At 45.7% G+C, this 20,188-nt stretch carries 26 protein-coding genes; 25 read left to right on the top strand and 1 reads right to left on the bottom strand.

Going from position 1 to position 20,188, the window contains the following annotated elements; genetic code table 11:
* Positions 1–161 precede the first annotated feature (161 nt).
* The 25 genes from R7F67_RS11145 to R7F67_RS11025 all read left to right on the top strand — a co-directional run bounded on the left by R7F67_RS11145 (position 162) and on the right by R7F67_RS11025 (position 18,768).
* Positions 162–1,028, top strand: coding sequence for a GPO family capsid scaffolding protein (locus tag R7F67_RS11145; protein WP_064368665.1), 867 nt, complete (start codon positions 162–164; stop codon positions 1,026–1,028).
* Complete coding sequence (locus tag R7F67_RS11140; protein ID WP_318057184.1) at positions 1,028–2,050, top strand: phage major capsid protein, P2 family; 1,023 nt, start codon at positions 1,028–1,030, stop codon at positions 2,048–2,050. Before R7F67_RS11145 ends, R7F67_RS11140 begins: the two co-directional genes overlap by 1 nt.
* The gene (gene gpM, locus R7F67_RS11135) at positions 2,043–2,759 is read left to right on the top strand and encodes a phage terminase small subunit (RefSeq protein WP_318057183.1); all 717 of its coding nucleotides are present in this window, start codon (positions 2,043–2,045) and stop codon (positions 2,757–2,759) included. The genes R7F67_RS11140 and gpM overlap by 8 nt, the downstream gene beginning before the upstream one ends.
* A 108-nt stretch (positions 2,760–2,867) precedes the next feature.
* Positions 2,868–3,332 carry a head completion/stabilization protein gene (locus tag R7F67_RS11130; RefSeq protein ID WP_243328287.1) on the top strand — a complete coding sequence of 155 codons (465 nt, stop codon included), beginning with the start codon at positions 2,868–2,870 and terminating at the stop codon, positions 3,330–3,332.
* Positions 3,329–3,817 carry a phage tail protein gene (locus R7F67_RS11125; protein ID WP_042522477.1) on the top strand — a complete coding sequence of 163 codons (489 nt, stop codon included), beginning with the start codon at positions 3,329–3,331 and terminating at the stop codon, positions 3,815–3,817. Before R7F67_RS11130 ends, R7F67_RS11125 begins: the two co-directional genes overlap by 4 nt.
* The gene (locus R7F67_RS11120) at positions 3,810–4,469 is read left to right on the top strand and encodes a phage virion morphogenesis protein (protein ID WP_042522476.1); all 660 of its coding nucleotides are present in this window, start codon (positions 3,810–3,812) and stop codon (positions 4,467–4,469) included. The genes R7F67_RS11125 and R7F67_RS11120 overlap by 8 nt, the downstream gene beginning before the upstream one ends.
* Positions 4,470–4,471: 2 nt before the next feature.
* On the top strand, positions 4,472–5,602 hold the full coding sequence (locus tag R7F67_RS11115; protein ID WP_258458513.1) for a DUF2586 domain-containing protein: 1,131 nt from the start codon (positions 4,472–4,474) through the stop codon (positions 5,600–5,602).
* A 3-nt stretch (positions 5,603–5,605) separates the two neighbouring features.
* Entirely contained in the window at positions 5,606–6,058 is a 453-nt protein-coding gene (locus R7F67_RS11110; RefSeq protein ID WP_017821175.1) for a phage protein, read from the top strand.
* 20 nt (positions 6,059–6,078) lie between these two features.
* A complete protein-coding gene (locus tag R7F67_RS11105; protein ID WP_140337435.1) occupies positions 6,079–6,285 on the top strand; it encodes a TraR/DksA C4-type zinc finger protein in 207 nt (68 codons plus the stop codon).
* Between the two features lie 4 nt (positions 6,286–6,289).
* Positions 6,290–6,499 (top strand): HP1 family phage holin, encoded by a 210-nt coding sequence (locus tag R7F67_RS11100; RefSeq protein WP_017635442.1) that lies wholly within the window; start codon positions 6,290–6,292, stop codon positions 6,497–6,499.
* Positions 6,486–7,076, top strand: coding sequence for a lysozyme (locus R7F67_RS11095; RefSeq protein WP_140337434.1), 591 nt, complete (start codon positions 6,486–6,488; stop codon positions 7,074–7,076). Before R7F67_RS11100 ends, R7F67_RS11095 begins: the two co-directional genes overlap by 14 nt.
* Complete coding sequence (locus R7F67_RS11090) at positions 7,051–7,392, top strand: hypothetical protein (protein WP_052764199.1); 342 nt, start codon at positions 7,051–7,053, stop codon at positions 7,390–7,392. The genes R7F67_RS11095 and R7F67_RS11090 overlap by 26 nt, the downstream gene beginning before the upstream one ends.
* Before the next feature lie 22 nt (positions 7,393–7,414).
* Positions 7,415–7,603: a hypothetical protein gene (locus tag R7F67_RS11085; RefSeq protein WP_140337432.1), complete on the top strand. Its 189-nt coding sequence runs from the start codon at positions 7,415–7,417 to the stop codon at positions 7,601–7,603.
* Positions 7,596–7,877 carry a putative phage tail assembly chaperone gene (locus R7F67_RS11080; RefSeq protein WP_017821180.1) on the top strand — a complete coding sequence of 94 codons (282 nt, stop codon included), beginning with the start codon at positions 7,596–7,598 and terminating at the stop codon, positions 7,875–7,877. The genes R7F67_RS11085 and R7F67_RS11080 overlap by 8 nt, the downstream gene beginning before the upstream one ends.
* Positions 7,878–7,909: 32 nt before the next feature.
* Entirely contained in the window at positions 7,910–8,062 is a 153-nt protein-coding gene (locus R7F67_RS11075) for a DUF6890 family protein (protein WP_017821181.1), read from the top strand.
* 30 nt (positions 8,063–8,092) lie between these two features.
* A complete protein-coding gene (locus R7F67_RS11070) occupies positions 8,093–10,072 on the top strand; it encodes a phage tail tape measure protein (RefSeq protein WP_318057182.1) in 1,980 nt (659 codons plus the stop codon).
* Positions 10,062–10,403: a DUF2590 family protein gene (locus R7F67_RS11065; protein WP_017635436.1), complete on the top strand. Its 342-nt coding sequence runs from the start codon at positions 10,062–10,064 to the stop codon at positions 10,401–10,403. The genes R7F67_RS11070 and R7F67_RS11065 overlap by 11 nt, the downstream gene beginning before the upstream one ends.
* Positions 10,400–11,605, top strand: coding sequence for a baseplate J/gp47 family protein (locus tag R7F67_RS11060; protein WP_318057181.1), 1,206 nt, complete (start codon positions 10,400–10,402; stop codon positions 11,603–11,605). Before R7F67_RS11065 ends, R7F67_RS11060 begins: the two co-directional genes overlap by 4 nt.
* A complete protein-coding gene (locus tag R7F67_RS11055) occupies positions 11,598–12,194 on the top strand; it encodes a phage tail protein (protein ID WP_042522470.1) in 597 nt (198 codons plus the stop codon). Before R7F67_RS11060 ends, R7F67_RS11055 begins: the two co-directional genes overlap by 8 nt.
* A gap of 6 nt (positions 12,195–12,200) precedes the next feature.
* Positions 12,201–13,979 carry a phage tail protein gene (locus R7F67_RS11050; RefSeq protein ID WP_318057180.1) on the top strand — a complete coding sequence of 593 codons (1,779 nt, stop codon included), beginning with the start codon at positions 12,201–12,203 and terminating at the stop codon, positions 13,977–13,979.
* A 3-nt stretch (positions 13,980–13,982) separates the two neighbouring features.
* Positions 13,983–14,384 (top strand): hypothetical protein, encoded by a 402-nt coding sequence (locus R7F67_RS11045; RefSeq protein ID WP_258458509.1) that lies wholly within the window; start codon positions 13,983–13,985, stop codon positions 14,382–14,384.
* On the top strand, positions 14,381–15,271 hold the full coding sequence (locus tag R7F67_RS11040) for a hypothetical protein (RefSeq protein WP_053306644.1): 891 nt from the start codon (positions 14,381–14,383) through the stop codon (positions 15,269–15,271). Before R7F67_RS11045 ends, R7F67_RS11040 begins: the two co-directional genes overlap by 4 nt.
* Positions 15,265–15,738 (top strand): DNA-binding protein, encoded by a 474-nt coding sequence (locus R7F67_RS11035; protein WP_225495440.1) that lies wholly within the window; start codon positions 15,265–15,267, stop codon positions 15,736–15,738. Before R7F67_RS11040 ends, R7F67_RS11035 begins: the two co-directional genes overlap by 7 nt.
* A complete protein-coding gene (locus R7F67_RS11030; RefSeq protein ID WP_318057179.1) occupies positions 15,735–17,375 on the top strand; it encodes a hypothetical protein in 1,641 nt (546 codons plus the stop codon). Before R7F67_RS11035 ends, R7F67_RS11030 begins: the two co-directional genes overlap by 4 nt.
* Positions 17,376–18,138: 763 nt before the next feature.
* On the top strand, positions 18,139–18,768 hold the full coding sequence (locus tag R7F67_RS11025; RefSeq protein ID WP_053304219.1) for a DsbA family protein: 630 nt from the start codon (positions 18,139–18,141) through the stop codon (positions 18,766–18,768).
* Positions 18,769–18,846: 78 nt separating this feature from the next.
* On the opposite strand, the gene R7F67_RS11020 is transcribed toward R7F67_RS11025, so the two are convergent.
* The gene (locus tag R7F67_RS11020) at positions 18,847–20,172 is read right to left on the bottom strand and encodes a Na+/H+ antiporter family protein (protein ID WP_017821192.1); all 1,326 of its coding nucleotides are present in this window, start codon (positions 20,170–20,172) and stop codon (positions 18,847–18,849) included.
* Positions 20,173–20,188 lie beyond the last annotated feature (16 nt).

Below are 20,188 nucleotides of genomic sequence, written 5' to 3'. Positions count from 1 at the left end.
GCATCATACGCGCCGAAAACTTGCAGATGACTAAGCAAAGTTCGGATGAATTCGGATAGTAAATGTATCCGAATTACAAGGAATTGAAGTAGCTGAAACGACACATTCAAAGGCGTATTGTTTGCTCGAACCGTATGTGATTGACAAGTTTGAGTACAAAAATGCCAAAGATTAGTGAGTGGAAAATCATCGCGACAGAAGGACCGACCGTCGACGGGCGTAAAATAACCCGTGATTGGATTGAGCAAATGGCCGCTAGTTATTCGATGGATGAGTACACCGCACTAATTTGGCCTGAGCATCGTCGATTTTACGGTTACGGTGAAAACTGGGGCCGAGTGGTTGAAGTAAAAGCGGAGGAACAAAGCGGGAAATTACGTTTGTTCGCCAAGCTAGAGCCGAATGACTATCTGCTTGAAGCCAACCGTAAAAAACAAAAACTATTCACATCTATTGAGCCAAATCCCGACTACAAGGGGGAAGGGCGTTGCTATCTAATGGGCCTAGCTGCGACTGACTCCCCAGCCTCCACAGGAACATCGCTCCTTCAATTCTCTCGTGTTCATGGGGAAACCACCGAGATCAAAGCAAGCCATTTAGAAGAGGTGGACTTTTCAGATTGCTTTACTCGCAAAGACCGCTTTTTTGCGGCATTCAATGAATTTTTCTCTTCTGACGATGAAGAGCCAGAAACGCTATCAACAGCAGAGGGCACCAACGTGACCGAAGAACAATTAAAAGTCGCACTAAAAGAGCAGTTTTCTGCTTTCAAAGGTGAGTTTAAGCAAGAACTAAAAGAAGAGTTCAATTTGCAAAACACACCCGATCAACCAGAAACACCAGAAGTAGCAACCAAAGATGCGACGGTCGAGCAGTTTTCCGCTGCGCTGGAAGAAAAGCTAAATCCGTTGTTTGAGAAAGTGAACGGACTAGAAACTAAGTTTGCTGAACTATCACAAGAAGTCCCTGACCAGGAACCAGATCCATCAGGTGCTAGTGAATCTTTCTCATCTAAGGAGATGTTTTAATGCTGAACGCACTATCTACCAGTTATTTACAAGAGTTTTGTACAGCGACGTTATCCGCCGCAAATGCTCCGCAAGGTACACAGTCGTTTAACTTGACGCCCCCAATGGAAACTAAGCTACGTCAAGCAATTATGGAATCGGATGCTTTCCTAGGCATGGTTTCATTGCTGCCAGTTCAGCAAATCAAAGGTCAGGTTGTTGATGTTGGTGATGATGGCCTTTCGACCGGTCGATCTGGTTCGGGACGTTTTAGCGTGGAAGTGGGCCAAAGTGGTAATACCTACGAGCTTACAAAGACAGATTCAGGAGCACATATCCTTTGGGAAACTATGACGCAATGGGCAAACTCTGGCTCTAAAGGTCACTGGTTGAGCATGATGAAAAGCGCGATTTCTCGTCGTTTTGCATTGGATATGTTGCGTGTCGGTTTTAACGGTACGTCTATCGCAACTAATACGGACCCGATTAAAAATCCATTAGGCCAGGATGTAAATAAAGGCTGGCTCACGATTGTTAAAGAGAAGAGATCTAGCCAGGCACTCGCATCAGCAAAGCTTGACCCAACAGGTACTGCGACTGATTCATACAAGAATCTTGATTCACTTACGCAAGATCTAATCAACACGACGATTGCTCCCGAACATCGTCAAGACCCAGATCTCGTTGTTTTAGTTGGGTCGAATCTAGTCGCGGCTGAGCAGCACCGCTTACTTGAGGCTGCCGATAGTCCAACAGAGCATAAAGCGGCCCAAAGCCTAGCCAAGACAATTGCTGGCAAAAAGGCTTACACACCACCATTTTTCCCAGCTGATCAACTTTGGGTTACCAATACCAAGAACCTACAGATTCTGACGCAAGAAGGCACTCAGTGGCGTAAGCAGAAAAACGATGAAGATGAGCCTCGTTTCAAGCAAAACCATATCCGTATGGAAGGTTACGCTGTGGGAAATCTTAAAAAGTTCGCGGCTATCGAATCTGTTTCAGTCGTCGAATCAGCCGTTGAAGGGGTGATTAATGGCTAGTCCTTTAGCAAGGCAGCGTCGTCACCTTCTAGAAAATCAAGTCAGTCATTCTGCATCGAAGTTGAGTGCTAGTGCAAATACCGAAAGCCTGCACATCAAGCTGATCGATTTTGAAGAAGACCGCAAGTATCTAAAACAGCTCAATGCTATCGAAGACAAGGTGAAACATAAGCGTGATGTTTTGGTGCCCAAGTACAAACCGTACGTGGAAGCTTACCTAGCAAAAGGCGAAGTATTCGAGAACCCAATTTTCACCAATATGGTTATCTGGTTGTTCGATGTCAACGACATGGAAACCGCGATTGATTGGTGCTTGAAAGCCATAGCGCTTGATTTACCTACACCAGATAACTTCCGACGTGACTGGCCAACCGTGTGCGCCGATGAAGTTTTAGCTTGGGCGGAAAAAGAGTCTGGCAGAGGACATTCTATTGAGCCTTATTTCAGCGCGGTTTTTGAAAAGGTTGAGAGCGAATGGCGACTACACGAAGAAGTGCATGCTAAGTGGTATCGATTTGCTGGGTTGCACTTACTTCGAAATGACGAAGGACAACCGCAACCGACGTCTATCGGTTGTTTAGATACCTTGGAAAAGGCCTTGTTGCTACTGCAGTGTGCTCATGAGAAGTACGCCAAAATTGGGGTGAAAACCAAAATTGGTCAGGTAGAACAACGTATTCGAGCGATTAAAGACAACAAAAACTTGTAACAGCTCCTACGCCGCCGAGCCTCGGCTGGTGAGGTAAGAGTGCCAATAGGCTAACTCAATACCGTCGACCCAGTGGCTAGAGGCTCACTTATTAAAAGAGGAATAACGATGTTTACGGGATCTTCCGGTTCGGATTATCAAGCCACAGAAATCACTAATGACGGTTTTTGGCCGAACATCAATGCCGGTGATTTTGAAAAGCGTCGCGGTATTCCTGCTGCTCAAGACTCAGAACGTATTGCTATCGCTCTAGTTAATGCTGTTTCGGAAGTTAATCAGCAACTCGAAGACTTAAAAGTTAAGTATCAGGAAGAGGGGCATGCAACTGCTGGCGATGTTCCTACATTTCCGAAAATGAATGATAAAAACCGTGTTGTATATCAATACGAATCAGCAGTATTTGCGAGAGCCAAAGCTGATTTGCTGCCGGACATTGCAACTGTTCATACCAAGGACAAGGGCGATCACATCGCAGACAGAAGCGTAGAGGTGCGCACTGAATTACTTTCAGAAAGCCAGCGCATTATTAGAAATATGAAAGGGCTGAACCGTTCATCGGTGGATTTGCTATGAGAACGCAATACCAAGCAGGTTACAAGCTGCGTGACCTAAACGCATTTTTAATCAGCGTTGTGGGCGACAAGATAGCCAAGCGCATGGAATGTGAAATGGGCAAGGTTGAGCTGAAACTAGAAACCAAGCACATGGGTCATGGTTTTGACCTGCTGTATCAGCGTTATGTTGCTGACTTCTACTTCGACAAATTCCCTTTCAAAGAATACGACCCAGCGGTGCTGTTCGCTAATGTTGGAGCGTGGTTGATGGACAACGATTCTGACCGTTTCCGCATCGAAGACTTAGACGACCCATACGTAGACGTAGTACTGGAAGATGAGAAAAACGCCGAAGTGTTGGTCTCAGTCATGTTTGAAGAACCCGTCAAAGTGGCTGCAGACCCCGACGGGCCAATCTATTGGAATGGTCAACGCTGGAAGATTGAAGAGTACGAGATTTGGCAGGCGGAAAGGCTATCACATGTAGTTCTCCGCAATGTATGAGATACGGGCCGATAAGCGCAGTTATTTGCGAGTTAAAGAGCAATTCGAGCTGCTAAAGCTTGAGAAAAAAGCCAGAGCCCGAGTGCTGAAAGAGCTTGGTAAATACATCACCAAAACGACCAAAAAAAACATTCGAGCACAGCGTGACCCAGACGGTAAAGCGTGGTCAAAGCGCAAAAACGGCAGGCGAAAAATGCTTAGAGGTTTCACTAAGAAGCTAAAGCATTTTCAAAAAGACAATAACCGGGTTTTGGTTGTTGGTTGGCCATCAAGACGAGGAACCGTTGCACTGGCCCACCATACAGGTGAAGCAGAGGAAAGCGGATTGCAGCAGCGATTCAAGCAAGCCAAGAAAGCGAAAGAACCAAAGAAAACCGACCCGGCAACGAGAGAGCAAGCAAAAGAGTTACGCGATTTAGGTTACAGACTTCCGCCCCAAGGCAGGCAGAAGAGAGGCAAAAAGCCAACGCTCAAATTCATTACTCAGAATATGACCGTCGCTGAAGCCGCAAAACTGATTAGTGATCTGGAAAATAAAACGCCATCACGTAAGTGGGAAGTAGATCGCCCAGAACGCCGATTGATAGGCATTAGTCCGAAACGGGCAGCAATGATTATCAAGCGGGAAATGAATCGAAATAGGAGCAACTAAACATGGCATGGCCTACCGTCATTATTAACATTCTGAACATGATGCGCGGACCGATCCCGGGCGTTGAATTTCACTTTCTGTTTGTTGTGTACGGCACAGTTGCAGGAACAGAGCGCAACCTAATTATGGTGGATAACACCACGGATTTTTCAGACAGCGCGTTCGATAACATCGACCCTGTACACATGCTCACGCTAAAAGCTGCTCAGTTAAATGGGAAACAGAACTGGACTGCCGGTGTGATCGTTTTAAACCCATCAGATAGTTGGCAGGCTGCGGTTTTTAAAGCCAATGAGACATCAAGCTTTGAAGCTGTTGTGTTGGATAAGCCAAATACTGGAGCGTCCATTCTTGAAGATGCAGTCGCATTTCGCCATGAACTTAAAGCCAAGCTTGGACGAGAAGTTTTCATGATCTGTTCCTTACCAGGAATTAATGATTCCGAGGACGGTGAAACATGGGCCGAGTGGTTAGCTCAAACGGTGAATTTGCCAAAGAACATTGCAAGTGAATACATCACCGTAGTGCCACAAGTACACGAAGGAAACTCTACAGTTGGCATTTATGCAGGTCGGTTGGCCAATCAAGAAGTATCTATTGCTGACTCACCGGCACGAGTAAAAACAGGCAGCATTCTCGGCAGTATGGCATTAGCAAAAGATAAGGATGGAAAGCCATTAGAGCTAGCAACACTTAAAGCACTAGAAGCTGCTCGAATCGCTGTACCGATGTGGTATCCGGACTATCCGGGGCAATATTGGACAACTGGACGTACGCTAGATGTCCCTGGTGGTGATTATCAAGATATTCGTCACATTCGTGTCGCCATGAAAGCAGCACGTAAAGTGCGGGTACGAGCAATTGCACGAATTGCTGATCGAGAATTCAATTCCACACCAGGCAGTGAAGCCAGCGCAAAGCTGTATTTTACTCAAGACCTCCGTGAAATGGCGGTAGTGAAAAAAATTGGTGATTACGAGTTCCCTGGTGAAATCAAACCACCTCAAGACGATGACATCACCATTACATGGGTTAATAGTGAAGAAGTTGAAATTCTACTCGCAGTTAGACCTTACGAGTGCCCAGTGAAAATCACCATCGGCATCATGCTCAATCAACGACTAGGGGAGTAAACAATGAATTCTCGTTATACAGGGCGAAGCTTCGACATAAACATGCTGGGGATTTTGGTTCATGTGGAGTCGGCTACAGCAACCATCAATGATGAGTCTGCTGTTGATAAAGAGCGCGGCATTCCCACTGGATTTACTCATGGAGCTGTGAGTTGTGATGTTGAGTATGAGCTGGACTTGAACAACTTCCGTAAGCTTCAACAAAAAGCTCGCGAAGCTGGCAGTTGGCGCGGTATTAAGCCACACGACTGTATGTTCTATGCAAATACTGGCGATGATGAAGACAAAGTAGAGCTGTTTGGTGTGAAGCTTCAAATCTCAGATTTACTTAGTGTTGATCCAAACAGCAGTGATAAAACCAAGCGCAAGCTTAAAGGCTTTGTGACGAGCCCTCACTTTGTTCGCATTAATGGCATCTCATACCTAAGTAATGATGATACCCGCGGTTTGCTTTAAGCCTATCAGAGAGAGAACGAATGCCTGACTTTATCGACCATGCTAGTAGTAACGAAACCAAGTTTACTGAAATGGCAATCGCAAACCAGCTTAAACAGTCTGTGAAGACAAGCGAACGAGAGAGTGCAAAAGAATGTCTTGAGTGTGGTGACCCTATCCCTGAAGGGCGTCAGATAGCTATAGCGGGGTGCCAGTTTTGCTCCCCTTGCCAGGCTAATTTGGAGTAACGATATGAAAGATTGGTTCGACAAATTAACCAGTGGAGTTGCTTACCTTGTGTCATTGGCAGGAATGACTTTCAGCAAGCTGACATTTGAACAGTGGTATTTCATTTTATCACTAGTGATTGGCCTTGCAGCGCTGGGATTGAACTATTGGCACAAGCGAGCAATGCAACGTATTGCTAGCGAAAAAGGAGTAGCACTGAGTGAAACTGACTAAGCGCATCATTTGTTCTGTCGTCGCTGTGATCGGCTTGGTAACAGGTGGTACGGCTGTTTATGGACCTGAATTGACGCAGCCCATTGGGCAAGTTGTGGTATCGGAACGAGACTTAGGAGCGCTGCGCATCACCCCTAAAGGACTGAAGTTGATTGGTGATGCAGAGGGATGCCGGCAGAACCCTTACGTTTGTCCGGGAGGTATTCCTACGAATGGAATTGGGAATACTCATGGTGTGCCAGATACGCCAATCACATTGGAGCAAGTCGCGATCGACTGGGTGAAAAATATTCAATCGGCCGAACGATGTGTGACCAATGCAGAAAGGATTTCAGGAGCGCAAATGAGCACGGGTCAATTTGACGCATTTACCAGCTTTGTTTTCAACTTCGGGTGTACCAAGTTTCGCCAAAATAAGGACGGCTCTGACACTCGGATTTACGCAGCAATCAAACATGGCAATTATCCCAAAGCCTGCGGTCACATTACGGAGTGGGTAAAGAGTCAGGGCGTTGTACTTAAAGGACTCGTCACTCGAAGAGGATTAGAACGTGATCGCTGCATGGAAATGGATTAAGTGGATTGGTCTTGCGGTGTTGGTGACGACCATCGCGGTGCTGAAGCTGCAGCTTCATACCGTCAAAGCAGAGAAAACCACATTAAGTGAAAAGCTCACCAAGGCAGAAGCAGACAACCAAATCAACTTAACCACCATTGAATTTTTGAAGGGTGAAAGTGAGCAAGCTAACAACATGTTAGTTCAGCGGCAACGGCAACACATAGCAGCAGAGGAAAAACTCAATGCAGACCTGGCAGCACTTAAAACAGAGCTGGCAAACGTTCAGTGCCATATCCCTGCCACTGTTACTGACCGCCTGCGCGAACCCTACTGAAACCGTCGCAACGCAGGTGTTCATGAAATTGCCACCTGCTGGAATGTTGGTGCCCTGTTCAAAACCACAAGTTCAAGGGACATGGCCAGAAGTGGTTACCGACGACATTCCCAAGCTGAAAAACGCACTGACTGAGTGTGATAACCAGATTGAAGATTATTTGCAATGGCGTGCTAGGCACGAAAACAAGAAGAGAAGTAAAAATGACTAAACCTACCTTTACATCAAAACCTGTCGTAGTCGCTATCGGTGGCACTGACTTCGTATTTACGCCAACGGTACAGGATGCAAATAACTATACCAATGACATGATGCCTAACAACAAAGTCGCGCCTGCCTATACGTACTTAACGCGTACCGTGAACCCAGAGCAAAAAGATGAGCTCACTGAGTTACTTGATAGCGTTCCTGGCTTAACTATCGAGCTTTATGCCACGGTCAGTAACGCTTCTAAAGGTGGTATCGAAATCACACTAAAAAAATAACAGATAGGGCAAAGCGGATTGAAGATAATCCTTTGGAACAAGCCTTTGCCCTTCGTCGTCATTTTTTGCCGAGTGAGCCAGACGACGAAAGAAGTTTAAGTCGCGCTATCTGGCTGGACAAACACCAGTTCGAACGCGAAGAAAGAGCGGTAATGAGTGCTATCAGCCGACTGTTTAGTCATTAACAGACATAAAGAGCGAGTGAGTATTACGCGATGAGCATGGAAAAACTGTTGATGCACATAGCGTTGGTTGATCAAGTCACCAAGCCGTTGCAGGGGATTACTAAAGAAGTACAAGCTTCGATGGATGCTGGTAAGCAAGGCATGCAAAACATGGCGGCAGGTGGTGCTGGTTTAGTCGCCACGGGCTTTGCTATTCAAAATGCGCTGATGCCAGCGATTGAAATGGATAGAAAGCTAGGCGAAGTGAAGTCGTTAGGGGTTCTGGATGAGGATCTCACTAAGCTTTCAAAGACCGCACTTTGGACATCGGCACAGTACGGGAAATCCGCCACAGATATTGTCGGCGCCTCATATGATATCAAGTCAGCATTTGGTGATATTGATGGAGACAACCTTTCTGACATCACCAAAAGCTCTGCCGTTTTAGCTGCTGCGACTAAGGCTGATACAGCAACCATTACGGATTATATGGGCACCATGTATGGTGTTTTCAAAAATCAAGCTGATGAAATTGGGGTTGGAATTTGGTCCAAACAAATTGCCGGCATGACTGCTCAGTCTGTTGAAATGTTTAAGACTACAGGCGCAGGCATGAGTAGTGCTTTCACTAGCATCGGAGCGAATGCGACCAGTGCAGGAGTTGCTATCGAAGAGCAGATGGCGATTTTAGGCACCCTTCAATCAACCATGAGTGGCAGCGAAGCGGGTACCAAATACAAAGTATTCTTGGCGGGTGTGGCCAACGCTCAAGATAAGCTCAATTTGTCGTTTACCGATAGCCAAGGTCAGATGCTGCCTATGCTAGATATTCTTGAACAATTGAAAGGTAAATATGGTGACACCTTAAGTGTTGCTGAAGCGGCTGATTTGAAAAAGGCATTCGGCTCAGAAGAAGCCGTTAGCATGATTAAGTTATTAATGGCTGATACCGAAGGACTCGCAGGCAGTATTGACCAACTTGGTCAAATCGAGGGAATGTCGAAGGCCGAGCAAATGGCCAGCACTATGACAGATCAGTGGGAACGGTTAGAAGCGGCATGGTTTGCGGTTCGTGCAGCGGTATTTGGTGCGATTCTTCCTTCAATCAATTCGGTTGTAGGCAGCATGGCTGACGGCTTAATGGTGCTTGTTGGTTGGACGGACCAATTTCCTTGGCTTGCTGAAATTCTTGGTTATGTCGCTATCGCAGGCCTGTCTCTTGGCGGGGTGATTGCAACATTGTCGCTTGCCATGGGGATCGGGCAAATGATGTCTGCTGGTTGGACGGTTACCATGACGAGTTTAAATAGCATCATGAGACTACTGCGTATTAGTACGCTGGCGAGTACTGCTGCTGCATGGCTATTTAACGCCGCGCTTTGGGCCAACCCGTTAACTTGGGTTGTCGCTGGTATAGCGCTGCTTATAGGTGGTATTGCTGCGGCAATCTATTGGTGGGACGACTTAACCTCCGCGTTTAAAGATACGGCTTGGTTTGATGTTATTGCTCATGCTATCGAAGGGCTCGTTGATTTACTCAATATGATCCCAGGTGTTGATATTGAACTGGGGAGCCAAATTGAAACGCCAGAGATGACAGCGGCCGTCCAAGCTGAACACAGTACTCCTATATCACAGAACCTAACTCCGGGTGATGCATCAGAAGTTAAGCAATTAGAACTACTTCAACCTCAAATGAGTTACGAGTCTGCGATAGCGACGAACCAAGACGTTTATGGATATAAGCCAGAGCAAATGGCGCCGTTCAAAATTGCAGAAAGCCAGGTTATTTCTCAGCCAAGCATCAACGTTGAAGCTCCAAATCTAGATAATCAATCACCTCAACCGTTTATCGAATACAAAGGGAAGCGCAACGAGCCACGATTGCCTCCTCAAGTGGTGAACAATATGAAAACAACCAATCACAGTGATGCTAGTCGAGTTAGCTCTTTTGGCGACGTGTATATCACTGCCCCTAACGGAATAACACCAGACCAATTAGCCGAGTGGGATGAGCTCAATGTGGGGTAACGACTTAACAGAACGCAAGCGCTACAACGATATCAAAGTGGTCGAGGGTGGCTGGGATATGGACGCAGGCCAACAGCCTAAAGAGTGCAGTGATTTATACAGCATCGCGCAGGACATTAAGCACGCGATCATGGAATCAGGATTGGCTCGCCAATTGGTTGCAGAAAGAAACCCAGCGTTACGCGCTGATGTAATGGTGCAAATTGAGCAACTTGCTGAGAGAGATGTAAGAGTGGTACCGGGTTCAGCGACAGCAAGAGAAACAGAAACTGGTGATATCACCTTAACCGCTAAGGCTTATGAATATGGGGAACTTGAGGTGAAAGTATGAGTAAACGACCAAGTACGGATTTTGTTCAGGTGCTAAGTGAATCGGGTGTGCCAGTTACCGAAAAGGACTTTGAAACCAAACTAAAACAAGAAGTCGTGGGGGCTGGTAGTAAGGTTTCGAATGACTCCGAAATGTCACCGTTTTGGCGTTGGGTTCGCGCTGCAGTGGTCACGCCATGTGTTTGGCTGACTAGACATCTATTGGCTCAGCACGTTATGCCCAATATGTTCGTGGCAACCGCTGAGCGTTGGGCTCTGGACCTAAAAGCATGGGAGCACAATATCGCGCCGAAAGTAGCTCAAAGAGCACAAGGCTACATCACACTAACTAAAGCAAATGCTGCTGATGCGGTGACGATTGAGAAAGGGGCGGTTATTCAAACGCTACCTATAGATGGCGTTATGTATAAAGTTCAAGTTATTGAGCCTGGAATCATCGAGGCTGGTCACCTAAAGGGTAACGTGCTTGTCGAAGCACTTGAAGCGGGCTCCGCGTTTAACTTGCCGGCGGGGTATTTCAACATTATTCCTGAAGCGATACCGGGCATTGTTGATGCGGTGAATGAACCTGACTGGCTCTCTGTACTCGGTGCTGACGCAGAGACTGATGAAGAGTTAGCGCTTCGTATTCAAAATGCCTTTACTAGCTCTGGTGAATGGCACATCGATGATGTGTATCGCTCTATCATCGCCAGCGTAGCGGGGATCCGAAGTGATAACATCTATTTTAGAAATACAGGGGACATAACCCCTGGTTCAGCAGAAGCATTGATTTTGATGGAAGTGGGACCAACCCCGCTAACCGTTCTTGAACAGCTAAATGAGCACATAATGTCTAAATGGCATCACGGTCACGGTGATGTACTTACCTGTAAAGCCATTCCCGATACGAAACATGAGATCACGGCGGATGTCGTCTTAGCTGAGAACTTAGACAGCGCCACCAAAGTGAATGAACTTCTTGAAGTGGAAGAGAGGATTAGAGCGGCTTTTCGAGAAACAGCAGCTTACCCAGAAATGACACGCGCGAAACCTGAGCATCGTTTTAGCTTATCTTTGCTTGGTACTGAGATACATACCAACATGACGGAAGTTGAATCGGTAAGGTTTACCGTAGACGGAAAAGTCCAAAAAGACATTATCAGCAAGCTAGAACAGCCTCGCTTGAAATCACTCACAGTTAAGGAACTCGTGGATGTCTGAGTCTCGAAATTACGACCAAAGCCGACATTCCCCTCGCTTACCCGAAATTGTGATCCCATGGTGGCAGGACGGAAGAACGACGGCGGATGAAGTCAAAGAACCTCACTTTTTATCTAAAGGCGTTTTTTCATTCTTCCGGATAGTTTGGAGCAGCCTACTATTTCCGCTTCGCCAAATGGATGCGTTGACCTGTAACGAAAAAGCATTGGAATTAATGGCATGGGATAGAGATATCAAAAGGTTTGAGAGTGAGCCACTTTCACTGTTTCGAAAGCGAGTGAAATACGCAGAAGTGAACGCCAAAGACGCAGGTAGCGTAGCGGGCTTCAAGCGGATTTTTGAAAGGTTAGGCATTGGTATCGTTAAGTTCAAAGAGCGTCAAAACGAAGTTCAGTGGGACGTTTGTACTATTGAGCTAAGTGATGGCGATATCTCGCAAAACAGCAAGTTGGTTCAAGTGCTCATAGAGCAATATGGGAGAACTTGCCGTCGATATCGATTTGAAGTCGTTTATCCCATTCAGGTGCACATTCGTACGGCCTGTTTCAGCCAGAGTCAGCAGCTATTTAGTGCAAAACTAGAGGAATAATACAGTATGAGCCAGACCATTATCCCTGCTCAGTTTGAGCGCTATTTAGTGGATAAAATTACAACGGGTAGTACGACAGACATGAACGAGTTTGTGTTTGCTCATATTCCTAACTTAGACGCTGAATCACCGATTGACCGAGCCCTAGGTCTGCCTAGTGAAGCGTATATCGTGCATCGTCAAAAAGTGGACCAGGCTGCGCGACTTAATAGTAATACGTTGGTGTATTCCGTCATTCTTCAGTCAACCACACCGAGTTTTAAGTTCAATGCGATTTACCTCCATGACAAGCATGTTGAGAACTCCTGTGGCTTGATCGTGTATAAGAACACGGAAACTAAAGAAGAAAACATGACCACTATTAAGTCCGTCGCGCAGGAGTACAGTGGCGCTGCAGCGATAGCAAATATTCATGTTGAACCAGGAACTTGGCAGATAGATTTTCATGGGCGCTTAATGGGCATTGATGATGATTTACGTTTGGCGAATCTTGACCATTATGGCCATTCGGCCTTTGTTCGTGGCTGCTCGGTCGTCGCTAAAGGAAAGTCAAACACGTTTGTTGTTAGTCCCGGAGTTGTTTATGTCTCAGGGTTACGTGTTGAGCTGTCAAAAAAAGAGGTGGTGGTCAGTGATGGCATCCCATGTGGCTTGTACTTAGATGTGGTACGCCAAGGCAGCGCACTCTCTCGTTGGGAAAACATAGCGACAGTAAGAAGCTCAAAAACAGAACTCAGTAATTACGTTGATGAAAATGGTCAACAGCATTACATCGCTCGACTTGCTGGCATTGACTCCCATGGCAATGTTACTGATTGGCGCGTGTGGGATGTTATCACTCAGCAACAAGCTGAAGCTGGTGAGGATGAATACCGTAGCCTATGGAGTGCAAAGCGAGTCTTTCAGTCTGTCGCGTCATACATCAACAAGAATGTTAAGAATGCCACTAAAACAGCCTCCGGTTGGATGAGTGCAAGCGATAAGAAAAAATTAGACGGGATTCAGAGTGGGGCTCAAGTCAATGTAGCAACTAACTTGAGCGTGTCTCGCAACGCCAATTCTCAAACGGTTAATAGTTCTACGGGTAAAGATGCCACTTTAAGTGCCGCAACAACATCGAGCGCCGGGGTTATGACCGCAGCAGACAAGAAGAAGCTGGATGGCATACAAGCTGGAGCGCAAGCGAATATCGCAACTAACTTGACGGCATCTCGCAACGCCACAACTCAAACGATCAAGAGTTCTACGGGTAAAGATGCGGTTTTAAGTGCGGTGACGACATCTCATGCAGGGGTAATGACGGCAGCAGATAAGAAAAAGCTCGATGGAGTTGCCACTCAAGCTACGAAAAATCAAACAGACGCATACTTAAAGAACCGAGCTAATCATACGGGCACTCAAGCTATTTCTACTATTCGAGGTTTACAAGAAGCACTCAGTAGTAAATCAAATACAAAGCGGTCAATTTTATGGAATGGAAGAGCGCCAGGTGATACGAAGCTAAAAACGTCAGAGCCTATTACGAACTTCGATTTCTTGATAGTGACAGCCGAAGGTGGTTATGCAGCGGCGTCAGGGCTAAGTCTTAGCGCGATTGTTGATGTGCAATTAGCAATGGAGCTGGGCCAGTTTTATGTAATCTTGCAGAGTGATGGCAAGTACGGGTTTACCTTGACATGTAAGGAAGTTCAATCGGTTAGAGGTGGTACTTCTCTAAAATACGATGGTGTGACCGCCTATTCAGGTGAGCATTATTTGAGAAAGATTGTGGGGGTTAAGGTGTAAGGCATGGATAAAGAGCAAATATATGGATTAGTGGGAACAGGGTGCTTTCAAGTTGTCGGAGGTACCCCTCCGCATGGATGGATAGAGATCCCTTCACCACCCGAAAAGTTGCCCGCTGTCTTACAATCAAATGGCATATGGACATATCCAGATGCAGTTTCTGGTAGAGAAGAGCCAGCCATTTTTGCTGAAGCAGAAAATCAGTGGGTGGCACATGAAATGGTATATGTGGATAGACAAGTCACATTACATGAAGACTCCGATCCTCGTTCTACGCTAACTGCTTCAGTTTGGAGAAGTTACCGGAGAGCGCTGCGCGACTATGTAAAGGATGGTGTAGTAACGATGGCCATTCGACCACAACGCCCTACAGAGAACTCCATGACAATTGAAGGCCGCTTATGACTTGGCACTTATCCCCATTAAATTGGCCAAGTTACTCGCAGAGCATTCAAACCAAGACTGAGTCAGTGACAGACGCAGTCGGCGCCGTAATGAATGAAGCGATTAACCGGTTAACCAACCATACAAGTGACGCCAATTACGGGCGTCACTCTTTAAGTGAAGAGGCGAGCGCTTTGCTTAAGCTGCGTAGTGAACTTCAATCCTTACTTGTCTCAGGAACCGTACTTACAGTGTCGCCATATCAGTTTCAAGTGGGGACCCGTTTGGACTCGGGGTGTTATCTCAATCCTAGTACTGCAATTAAAACGTTATCTAATAAACTGCGGGATTACGCTGATAGGCACCGACCAAATGGCCATCTTCATGGCATTGCGATAATGGTAACGGCCTCTCAATTGAATCAATTCTCTCGGCAGCTCATTGAGCTTACATCATTGTTTCCAATGCCTGAGTGGTGCCAAGTAGCTAGGCAAAGTCATGCTTTAAATACCAATGACGTTGATAAGTTCCATCAACCTGCAGCGATCGCTCTACCACGCTTTAAGCCGATGGCTTTACTCAACGCTAACCCATTACATGATGCTTTACATTGGCAAGGTGCCCAAGTAGCTACGCTAGAGTCATTAGCAGACGATGACCATCACGTAATTGACAAGTTGCAGTTACTAGCAGCGAAACGCAATAAAAAGATGGAAGAAATCAAGGCTCAGCTCAACGCCCTGAAGAACTTGAAAGGAAGTATCTATGCATTCTCCGTGGAGGGCAATGCGGAAAGTATAGCGACACGATTGAATCAAGCGGGAACGCCCAACAATCATCAATTTACATTAGCAAGCCTATTGCTTAGCTATGAACCTATGACGTTTTTTGAGGAGCTATTATGCTAGCTCTAGATGGTGTGCCAATTAACTTAGACTCAATGACCGTTGAAATGTCCATGGAGTTTAAAGACCAGGACATGAGTGGGCAGTCTTCTGGTACTGATGTGGCAGAGCAGGGTGACAAAGGCAAAAAGCTTACCTTTAGTGGTCGTGTTCCATTCATTCGTATAGAAACACTGACCCAACTTTATGCGTTTGCTTCGGACAAAGATGAGGCGAATGCTAGACGTATTTATCGAATCGGCAATGACATTGCGCTCGCACTTAAAATTCGCAATGTGAAGTTCACTGGGCGTATTCAAGCAAGAGAACATGAAACTCTACAGGCTTGGAATGTTTCCTTTGAGCTTAGGGAGTACAACAGTGTTGCCGAGCAAAAAGAACAGCGGATTAAAGCGCAAAGCAAGCCAGAGCAGCGAGAGAATACTCGGTTAAAACAGGCTCTCATCACCGCAGAGGAGGCGACTCAATGAAGTTAGAGAAGCGCTTGTATATAAGCGGCGAAGAAGTCAAATTGGCAAGTAACATGGTGAGCTTAAAGCTTTCTTTGGGTAGTGTGGCCATCTTTGAAATTGAAGCAACACAACCCCTGAAGTTATTCGAGCCGGTGCGTTTTGATATTGGATATGAAAACAAAACGTCGCCTTGGTTTGAGGGCTATGTTGATAAAATCCAATCTACAGTCAATGGCTACCAAAAAATCACAGTAAAAGAACTGACAGGTATTTTGAGTAAACGTTGGTCTCTCAGTTTAGAGCATCCAAATGCCGAGCAGGTTATTGATGCGCTCTCTCACCTTACTGGTCTCGAGTTTAATCTACCCAATAAAGAATACATGAAGACCGCGATCCCAAACTTTGTTTGCCAGGGAACGGGTTATCAATGTTTAGACCAGGTCGCTAAGGCTTTTTCTATTCCTGACTGTGTGTGGTTTCAACATACTGACCAGGTGGTTTATTTTGGCTCCTATCAAGATAGCCATTTCAACGACAAACCAATGCCACTACCTGAAGAGTTTACGAGTCGTCAAAATGGTAACAGTGTCACCTTTGTTCCGTTTCCTATGCTTAGACCAGGTCGTGTTGTGAATGGTAAGCGAGTCAATCGGGTTGACTTAATACAGGATGATATGACGGCGTATTGGAAAGCTGAGCAGTCTGAAGTCATACCTAAAAAGCGAGAAACACTACAGCATTTTCCTGAATTAGCTGCGGGCTTTCACTTGCCAAAGTTCGGGCGAGTCGAAACGGTCAGAGACAGTGCGACGGTGGGTAAAGTATCTGATCCATTTCGGCCTCGACTCTCTGTTGATGTGCAAGTTCTAGATGAGAATTTGCAACCAGATAGTAACGTACCGGTTTATCGCTCGATTCCACTGCCAGTTAACATGAGCGGACATGAGTCCGGATTGTTAGCGTATCCATTAGAAGGGACATTGGTTGAAATTGCTTTCGCTTATGGTCGAAGCGATAGACCCATCATACGTGGCGTTTATGGACGTGAATATGCGCTTCCCTCAATAGAGCCTGGTGAACAACTACAACAGCAACGTGAAGAAGTGAGTTATCGAGTCGATGCCGCAGGAAATACAACACTGCAGACTGACCAAACTCAAAATCAGAGAGCGTTTGGTAAGTTAGACCAATTTGAACGGTATAAAGGTGAGTTTGGCCAGCATCAGCTTTTTGTAAATGAGCACAGTACTGAAGAAGTGAATGGTAAGAAGCTTATTGAAGCGCTTGGCGCTATTAATTTGTTGTCAGGAGATGATCTGGTGTTAGGAAGCTTGGGTAACATGCAAACGGCTACCGCTGGCGAACTGATTGAGACCATCGGAAAATTTCGCCGAAGTATTGCCGCTGAGCACCAATGGCTGCAATCACCTAAGACTTGGATAGGCTCTAAGCAAGAGAATGTGTTGATTCTTTTATCGGAGCTAATGCAGGTGGTTAAAGAATTGGCCGACACTTTAGCAACGCATACACACAGCGGTGTAGCACCAGGACGAGCAAGTACCAAAACACCAGTGCAAGCGAATGATATTACTGGTCATGGGGAGGATAGTGAGAAGTTGAAGGGCAGGCTCGAACCGATAACACAAACCAACTAACCACAAAGGAGCCACAATCGACGCAGCCATATGGCTGCGTTTTTTATGTTTAAGTCAGAACGAAGTCTATACGTCGCGAGGAAGAGCTATAGACTTACGAAACACACTGAGCGGATGACAAAATCCGCACTCTCCTCACCCGCCTGCGAGGTTTTTCGAACAGTTTTTTTTCAGTTTTTGTGTACTGAAATTTAGTGGGGAGAGTTCCTAGAGTATCTCGCGGGAAACCATATATATAGCGGGGCTTGCGTGAGAATAGAGCCACTTAGAACCTAGACTGAGAGTGTTTTGAAAATTTCAAAGATTGAAAAGATTTTCAGTAAATTCCAATTTTAATGATCTAAAAAGATCATGGTGGTTTCTTTAAATGTGTGAAAAATAAAGGTTGTTAGGAATTTTGTGAGAAATATAGATGCTCAGGTGAGCAAAGATAAGATCTGATTAATAGGGCATAGAGCCTTATTCGATAAGGCTTTAGAGCGAATTATTAAGATAAAGCAGTTTTTCAATTTATGAGACGGTATAATTAAACTCAGATGTCAAAATCACTGTGCAGTTAACGGGACAAAACCGCTGTTTACGTGTTGATGAAGAAGAGGGGAGCGAGTGAGTGCTGGACCTATATTGTTATCAGGGTTATAAGCAAAACTCGTTAACTCTTAAGCAGAAACCAAGCAATAAGATTTAAATGTGTCGCCACTTTATCGCCATTTATTATTCTTGTTTCATTTAACTAATTGATTTTATAGGTTAAAAAATTAAAGTGGATATAAAGCTTTACTACGTGCATGACCCAATGTGCAGTTGGTGTTGGGGTTACAAACCAACGCTGGATAAACTAAAACAGCAACTGCCAGGTGTGATTCAGTTTGAGTATGTGGTTGGTGGTCTTGCGCCAGATACTAATTTACCGATGCCGCCCGAGATGCAACAAAAACTCGAAGGTATTTGGAAGCAGATTGAGCGCCAGTTAGGCACTAAGTTTAACTACGATTTCTGGAAGCTTTGTACGCCAGTTAGAAGCACTTACCAATCTTGTCGTGCGGTTATTGCAGCGGGCTTTCAAGATTCTTATGAGCAGATGCTAGAAGCGATTCAGCATGCGTATTACTTACGTGCGATGCCTCCTCATGAAGAAGCCACTCACTTGCAACTAGCGAGAGAAATTGGCTTGAATGTTCAGCAATTCAAGAATGATATGGACGGCTCTTTCTTAGAGGGTGTGTTCGAAGATCAATTGAGCCTTGCAAAGAGCCTAGGTGTGAACTCTTACCCTAGCTTGGTTCTTAAAATTAACGACGCTTATTTTCCGATTGCCATCGATTACCTGTCGACAGAACCAACCTTGAAGCTGATTCGTGAGCGTATTATTGACAATATGCCAGCGCAATAACCTCAGTTATGAATAACAAAAAGCCGCTCATTGAGCGGCTTTTTCGTAACTAAATGTATATCCATCCAAACAATAGTATTAAAGCACCATTGCTGCAATCCAACCAAAGATGATTAGAGGGATATTGTAATGGATAAAGGTTGGAACGACTGTTTCCCAAATGTGCTCATGTTGACCGTCGGCATTTAGACCAGATGTAGGGCCTAATGTAGAGTCAGAAGCTGGAGAGCCTGCATCACCTAACGCAGCTGCAGTACCTACCAGTGCAATCGTTGCCATCGGCGAGAAGCCGAATGCTAGCGCAAGAGGAACATAGATAGTTGCAAGGATTGGAATCGTAGAGAACGATGAACCAATGCCCATTGTTACTAATAGACCAACGATCAGCATCAGTAGTGCAGCTAGAGGCTTATTGTCACCGATGCTGGTTGATAGCGATTGTACTAGTGTTTCAACACCGCCAGTTTGCTTCATTACTGCTGCAAAACCTGCCGCTGCAATCATGATGAAGCCAATCATTGCCATCATGTGTACACCTTTAGTGAACACGTCGTGCGTCTCTTTCCATGCGATAACGCCGCCGAAAGTGAACACCATAAAGCCAGCTAGAGCACCGATAATCATTGAACCCGTGTAAAGCTGAACACCCAAAGCAGCGACAATACCAAGTGCCGCAACTAAGATGTGCTTTTTATTGATGACGTGATCGGTTTCGTCAACGACAGTCAACTCAGTTTCTTTGTAGACACGCGGTTTACGATAGCTCACAAAGATAGCCAGTAATAGACCAAACAGCATTCCTGCACCTGGCAGTAACATGGCGGTTGGGACTTGGCTTGCAACCACGTTTTCCAAACCGTTGTCATGTAGGTTCTTTAATAGAATGTTGTTTAAGAAAATACCGCCGAAACCAACAGGTAAGATCATGTAAGGTGTGATCAAACCGAAGGTAAGAACACACGCGACCAAACGTCGGTCGAGTTTAAGTTTCGCAAATACGCCCAAAAGAGGTGGAATCAAAATTGGAATAAAGGCGATATGGACCGGAATTACGTTCTGAGATGACATAGTGACAAGAACGAGCGCGACTAACACCGCGTACTTTAACCCGGTAGTTGACGCCGAGTTTTCTTTACCATTTAAGCGCTTGATAACACTTTTGGCCAGTAGATCCGTGATGCCTGATTTTGAGATGGCAACAGCGAAAGTACCTAACATGGCGTAGCTTAGCGCGATAGTTGCACCGCCACCTAGACCACTTTCAAATGCGGCAACCGTATCCCCAAGGCTCATGCCTGCGACTAGGCCGCCTACGATGGCACTAAACGTGAGGGCAACCACCACGTTTACGCGCATCAATGCTAACACGAGCATGACGCACACTGATATAACGACAGGATTCATACTTTTCCTAATATGT

It is taken from the genome of Vibrio sp. YT-17 (genome assembly GCF_033337375.1).
Lineage (GTDB): Bacteria > Pseudomonadota > Gammaproteobacteria > Enterobacterales > Vibrionaceae > Vibrio > Vibrio alginolyticus.
The sequence above is the reverse complement of the archived record's forward strand: the minus strand, read 5'-3'. Positions and strand labels throughout refer to the sequence as shown.

Bases quoted from the DNA above. Each gene is read 5' to 3' on its own strand.
- R7F67_RS11145 (WP_064368665.1), top strand. From the start codon at position 162: ATGCCAAAGATTAGTGAGTGGAAAATCATCGCGACAGAAGGACCGACC.
- R7F67_RS11140 (WP_318057184.1), top strand. From the start codon at position 1,028: ATGCTGAACGCACTATCTACCAGTTATTTACAAGAGTTTTGTACAGCG.
- gpM (WP_318057183.1), top strand. From the start codon at position 2,043: ATGGCTAGTCCTTTAGCAAGGCAGCGTCGTCACCTTCTAGAAAATCAA.
- R7F67_RS11130 (WP_243328287.1), top strand. From the start codon at position 2,868: ATGTTTACGGGATCTTCCGGTTCGGATTATCAAGCCACAGAAATCACT.
- R7F67_RS11125 (WP_042522477.1), top strand. From the start codon at position 3,329: ATGAGAACGCAATACCAAGCAGGTTACAAGCTGCGTGACCTAAACGCA.
- R7F67_RS11120 (WP_042522476.1), top strand. From the start codon at position 3,810: ATGTATGAGATACGGGCCGATAAGCGCAGTTATTTGCGAGTTAAAGAG.
- R7F67_RS11115 (WP_258458513.1), top strand. From the start codon at position 4,472: ATGGCATGGCCTACCGTCATTATTAACATTCTGAACATGATGCGCGGA.
- R7F67_RS11110 (WP_017821175.1), top strand. From the start codon at position 5,606: ATGAATTCTCGTTATACAGGGCGAAGCTTCGACATAAACATGCTGGGG.
- R7F67_RS11105 (WP_140337435.1), top strand. From the start codon at position 6,079: ATGCCTGACTTTATCGACCATGCTAGTAGTAACGAAACCAAGTTTACT.
- R7F67_RS11100 (WP_017635442.1), top strand. From the start codon at position 6,290: ATGAAAGATTGGTTCGACAAATTAACCAGTGGAGTTGCTTACCTTGTG.
- R7F67_RS11085 (WP_140337432.1), top strand. From the start codon at position 7,415: ATGAAATTGCCACCTGCTGGAATGTTGGTGCCCTGTTCAAAACCACAA.
- R7F67_RS11080 (WP_017821180.1), top strand. From the start codon at position 7,596: ATGACTAAACCTACCTTTACATCAAAACCTGTCGTAGTCGCTATCGGT.
- R7F67_RS11070 (WP_318057182.1), top strand. From the start codon at position 8,093: ATGAGCATGGAAAAACTGTTGATGCACATAGCGTTGGTTGATCAAGTC.
- R7F67_RS11065 (WP_017635436.1), top strand. From the start codon at position 10,062: ATGTGGGGTAACGACTTAACAGAACGCAAGCGCTACAACGATATCAAA.
- R7F67_RS11060 (WP_318057181.1), top strand. From the start codon at position 10,400: ATGAGTAAACGACCAAGTACGGATTTTGTTCAGGTGCTAAGTGAATCG.
- R7F67_RS11055 (WP_042522470.1), top strand. From the start codon at position 11,598: ATGTCTGAGTCTCGAAATTACGACCAAAGCCGACATTCCCCTCGCTTA.
- R7F67_RS11050 (WP_318057180.1), top strand. From the start codon at position 12,201: ATGAGCCAGACCATTATCCCTGCTCAGTTTGAGCGCTATTTAGTGGAT.
- R7F67_RS11045 (WP_258458509.1), top strand. From the start codon at position 13,983: ATGGATAAAGAGCAAATATATGGATTAGTGGGAACAGGGTGCTTTCAA.
- R7F67_RS11040 (WP_053306644.1), top strand. From the start codon at position 14,381: ATGACTTGGCACTTATCCCCATTAAATTGGCCAAGTTACTCGCAGAGC.
- R7F67_RS11035 (WP_225495440.1), top strand. From the start codon at position 15,265: ATGCTAGCTCTAGATGGTGTGCCAATTAACTTAGACTCAATGACCGTT.
- R7F67_RS11030 (WP_318057179.1), top strand. From the start codon at position 15,735: ATGAAGTTAGAGAAGCGCTTGTATATAAGCGGCGAAGAAGTCAAATTG.
- R7F67_RS11020 (WP_017821192.1), bottom strand. From the start codon at position 20,172: ATGAATCCTGTCGTTATATCAGTGTGCGTCATGCTCGTGTTAGCATTG.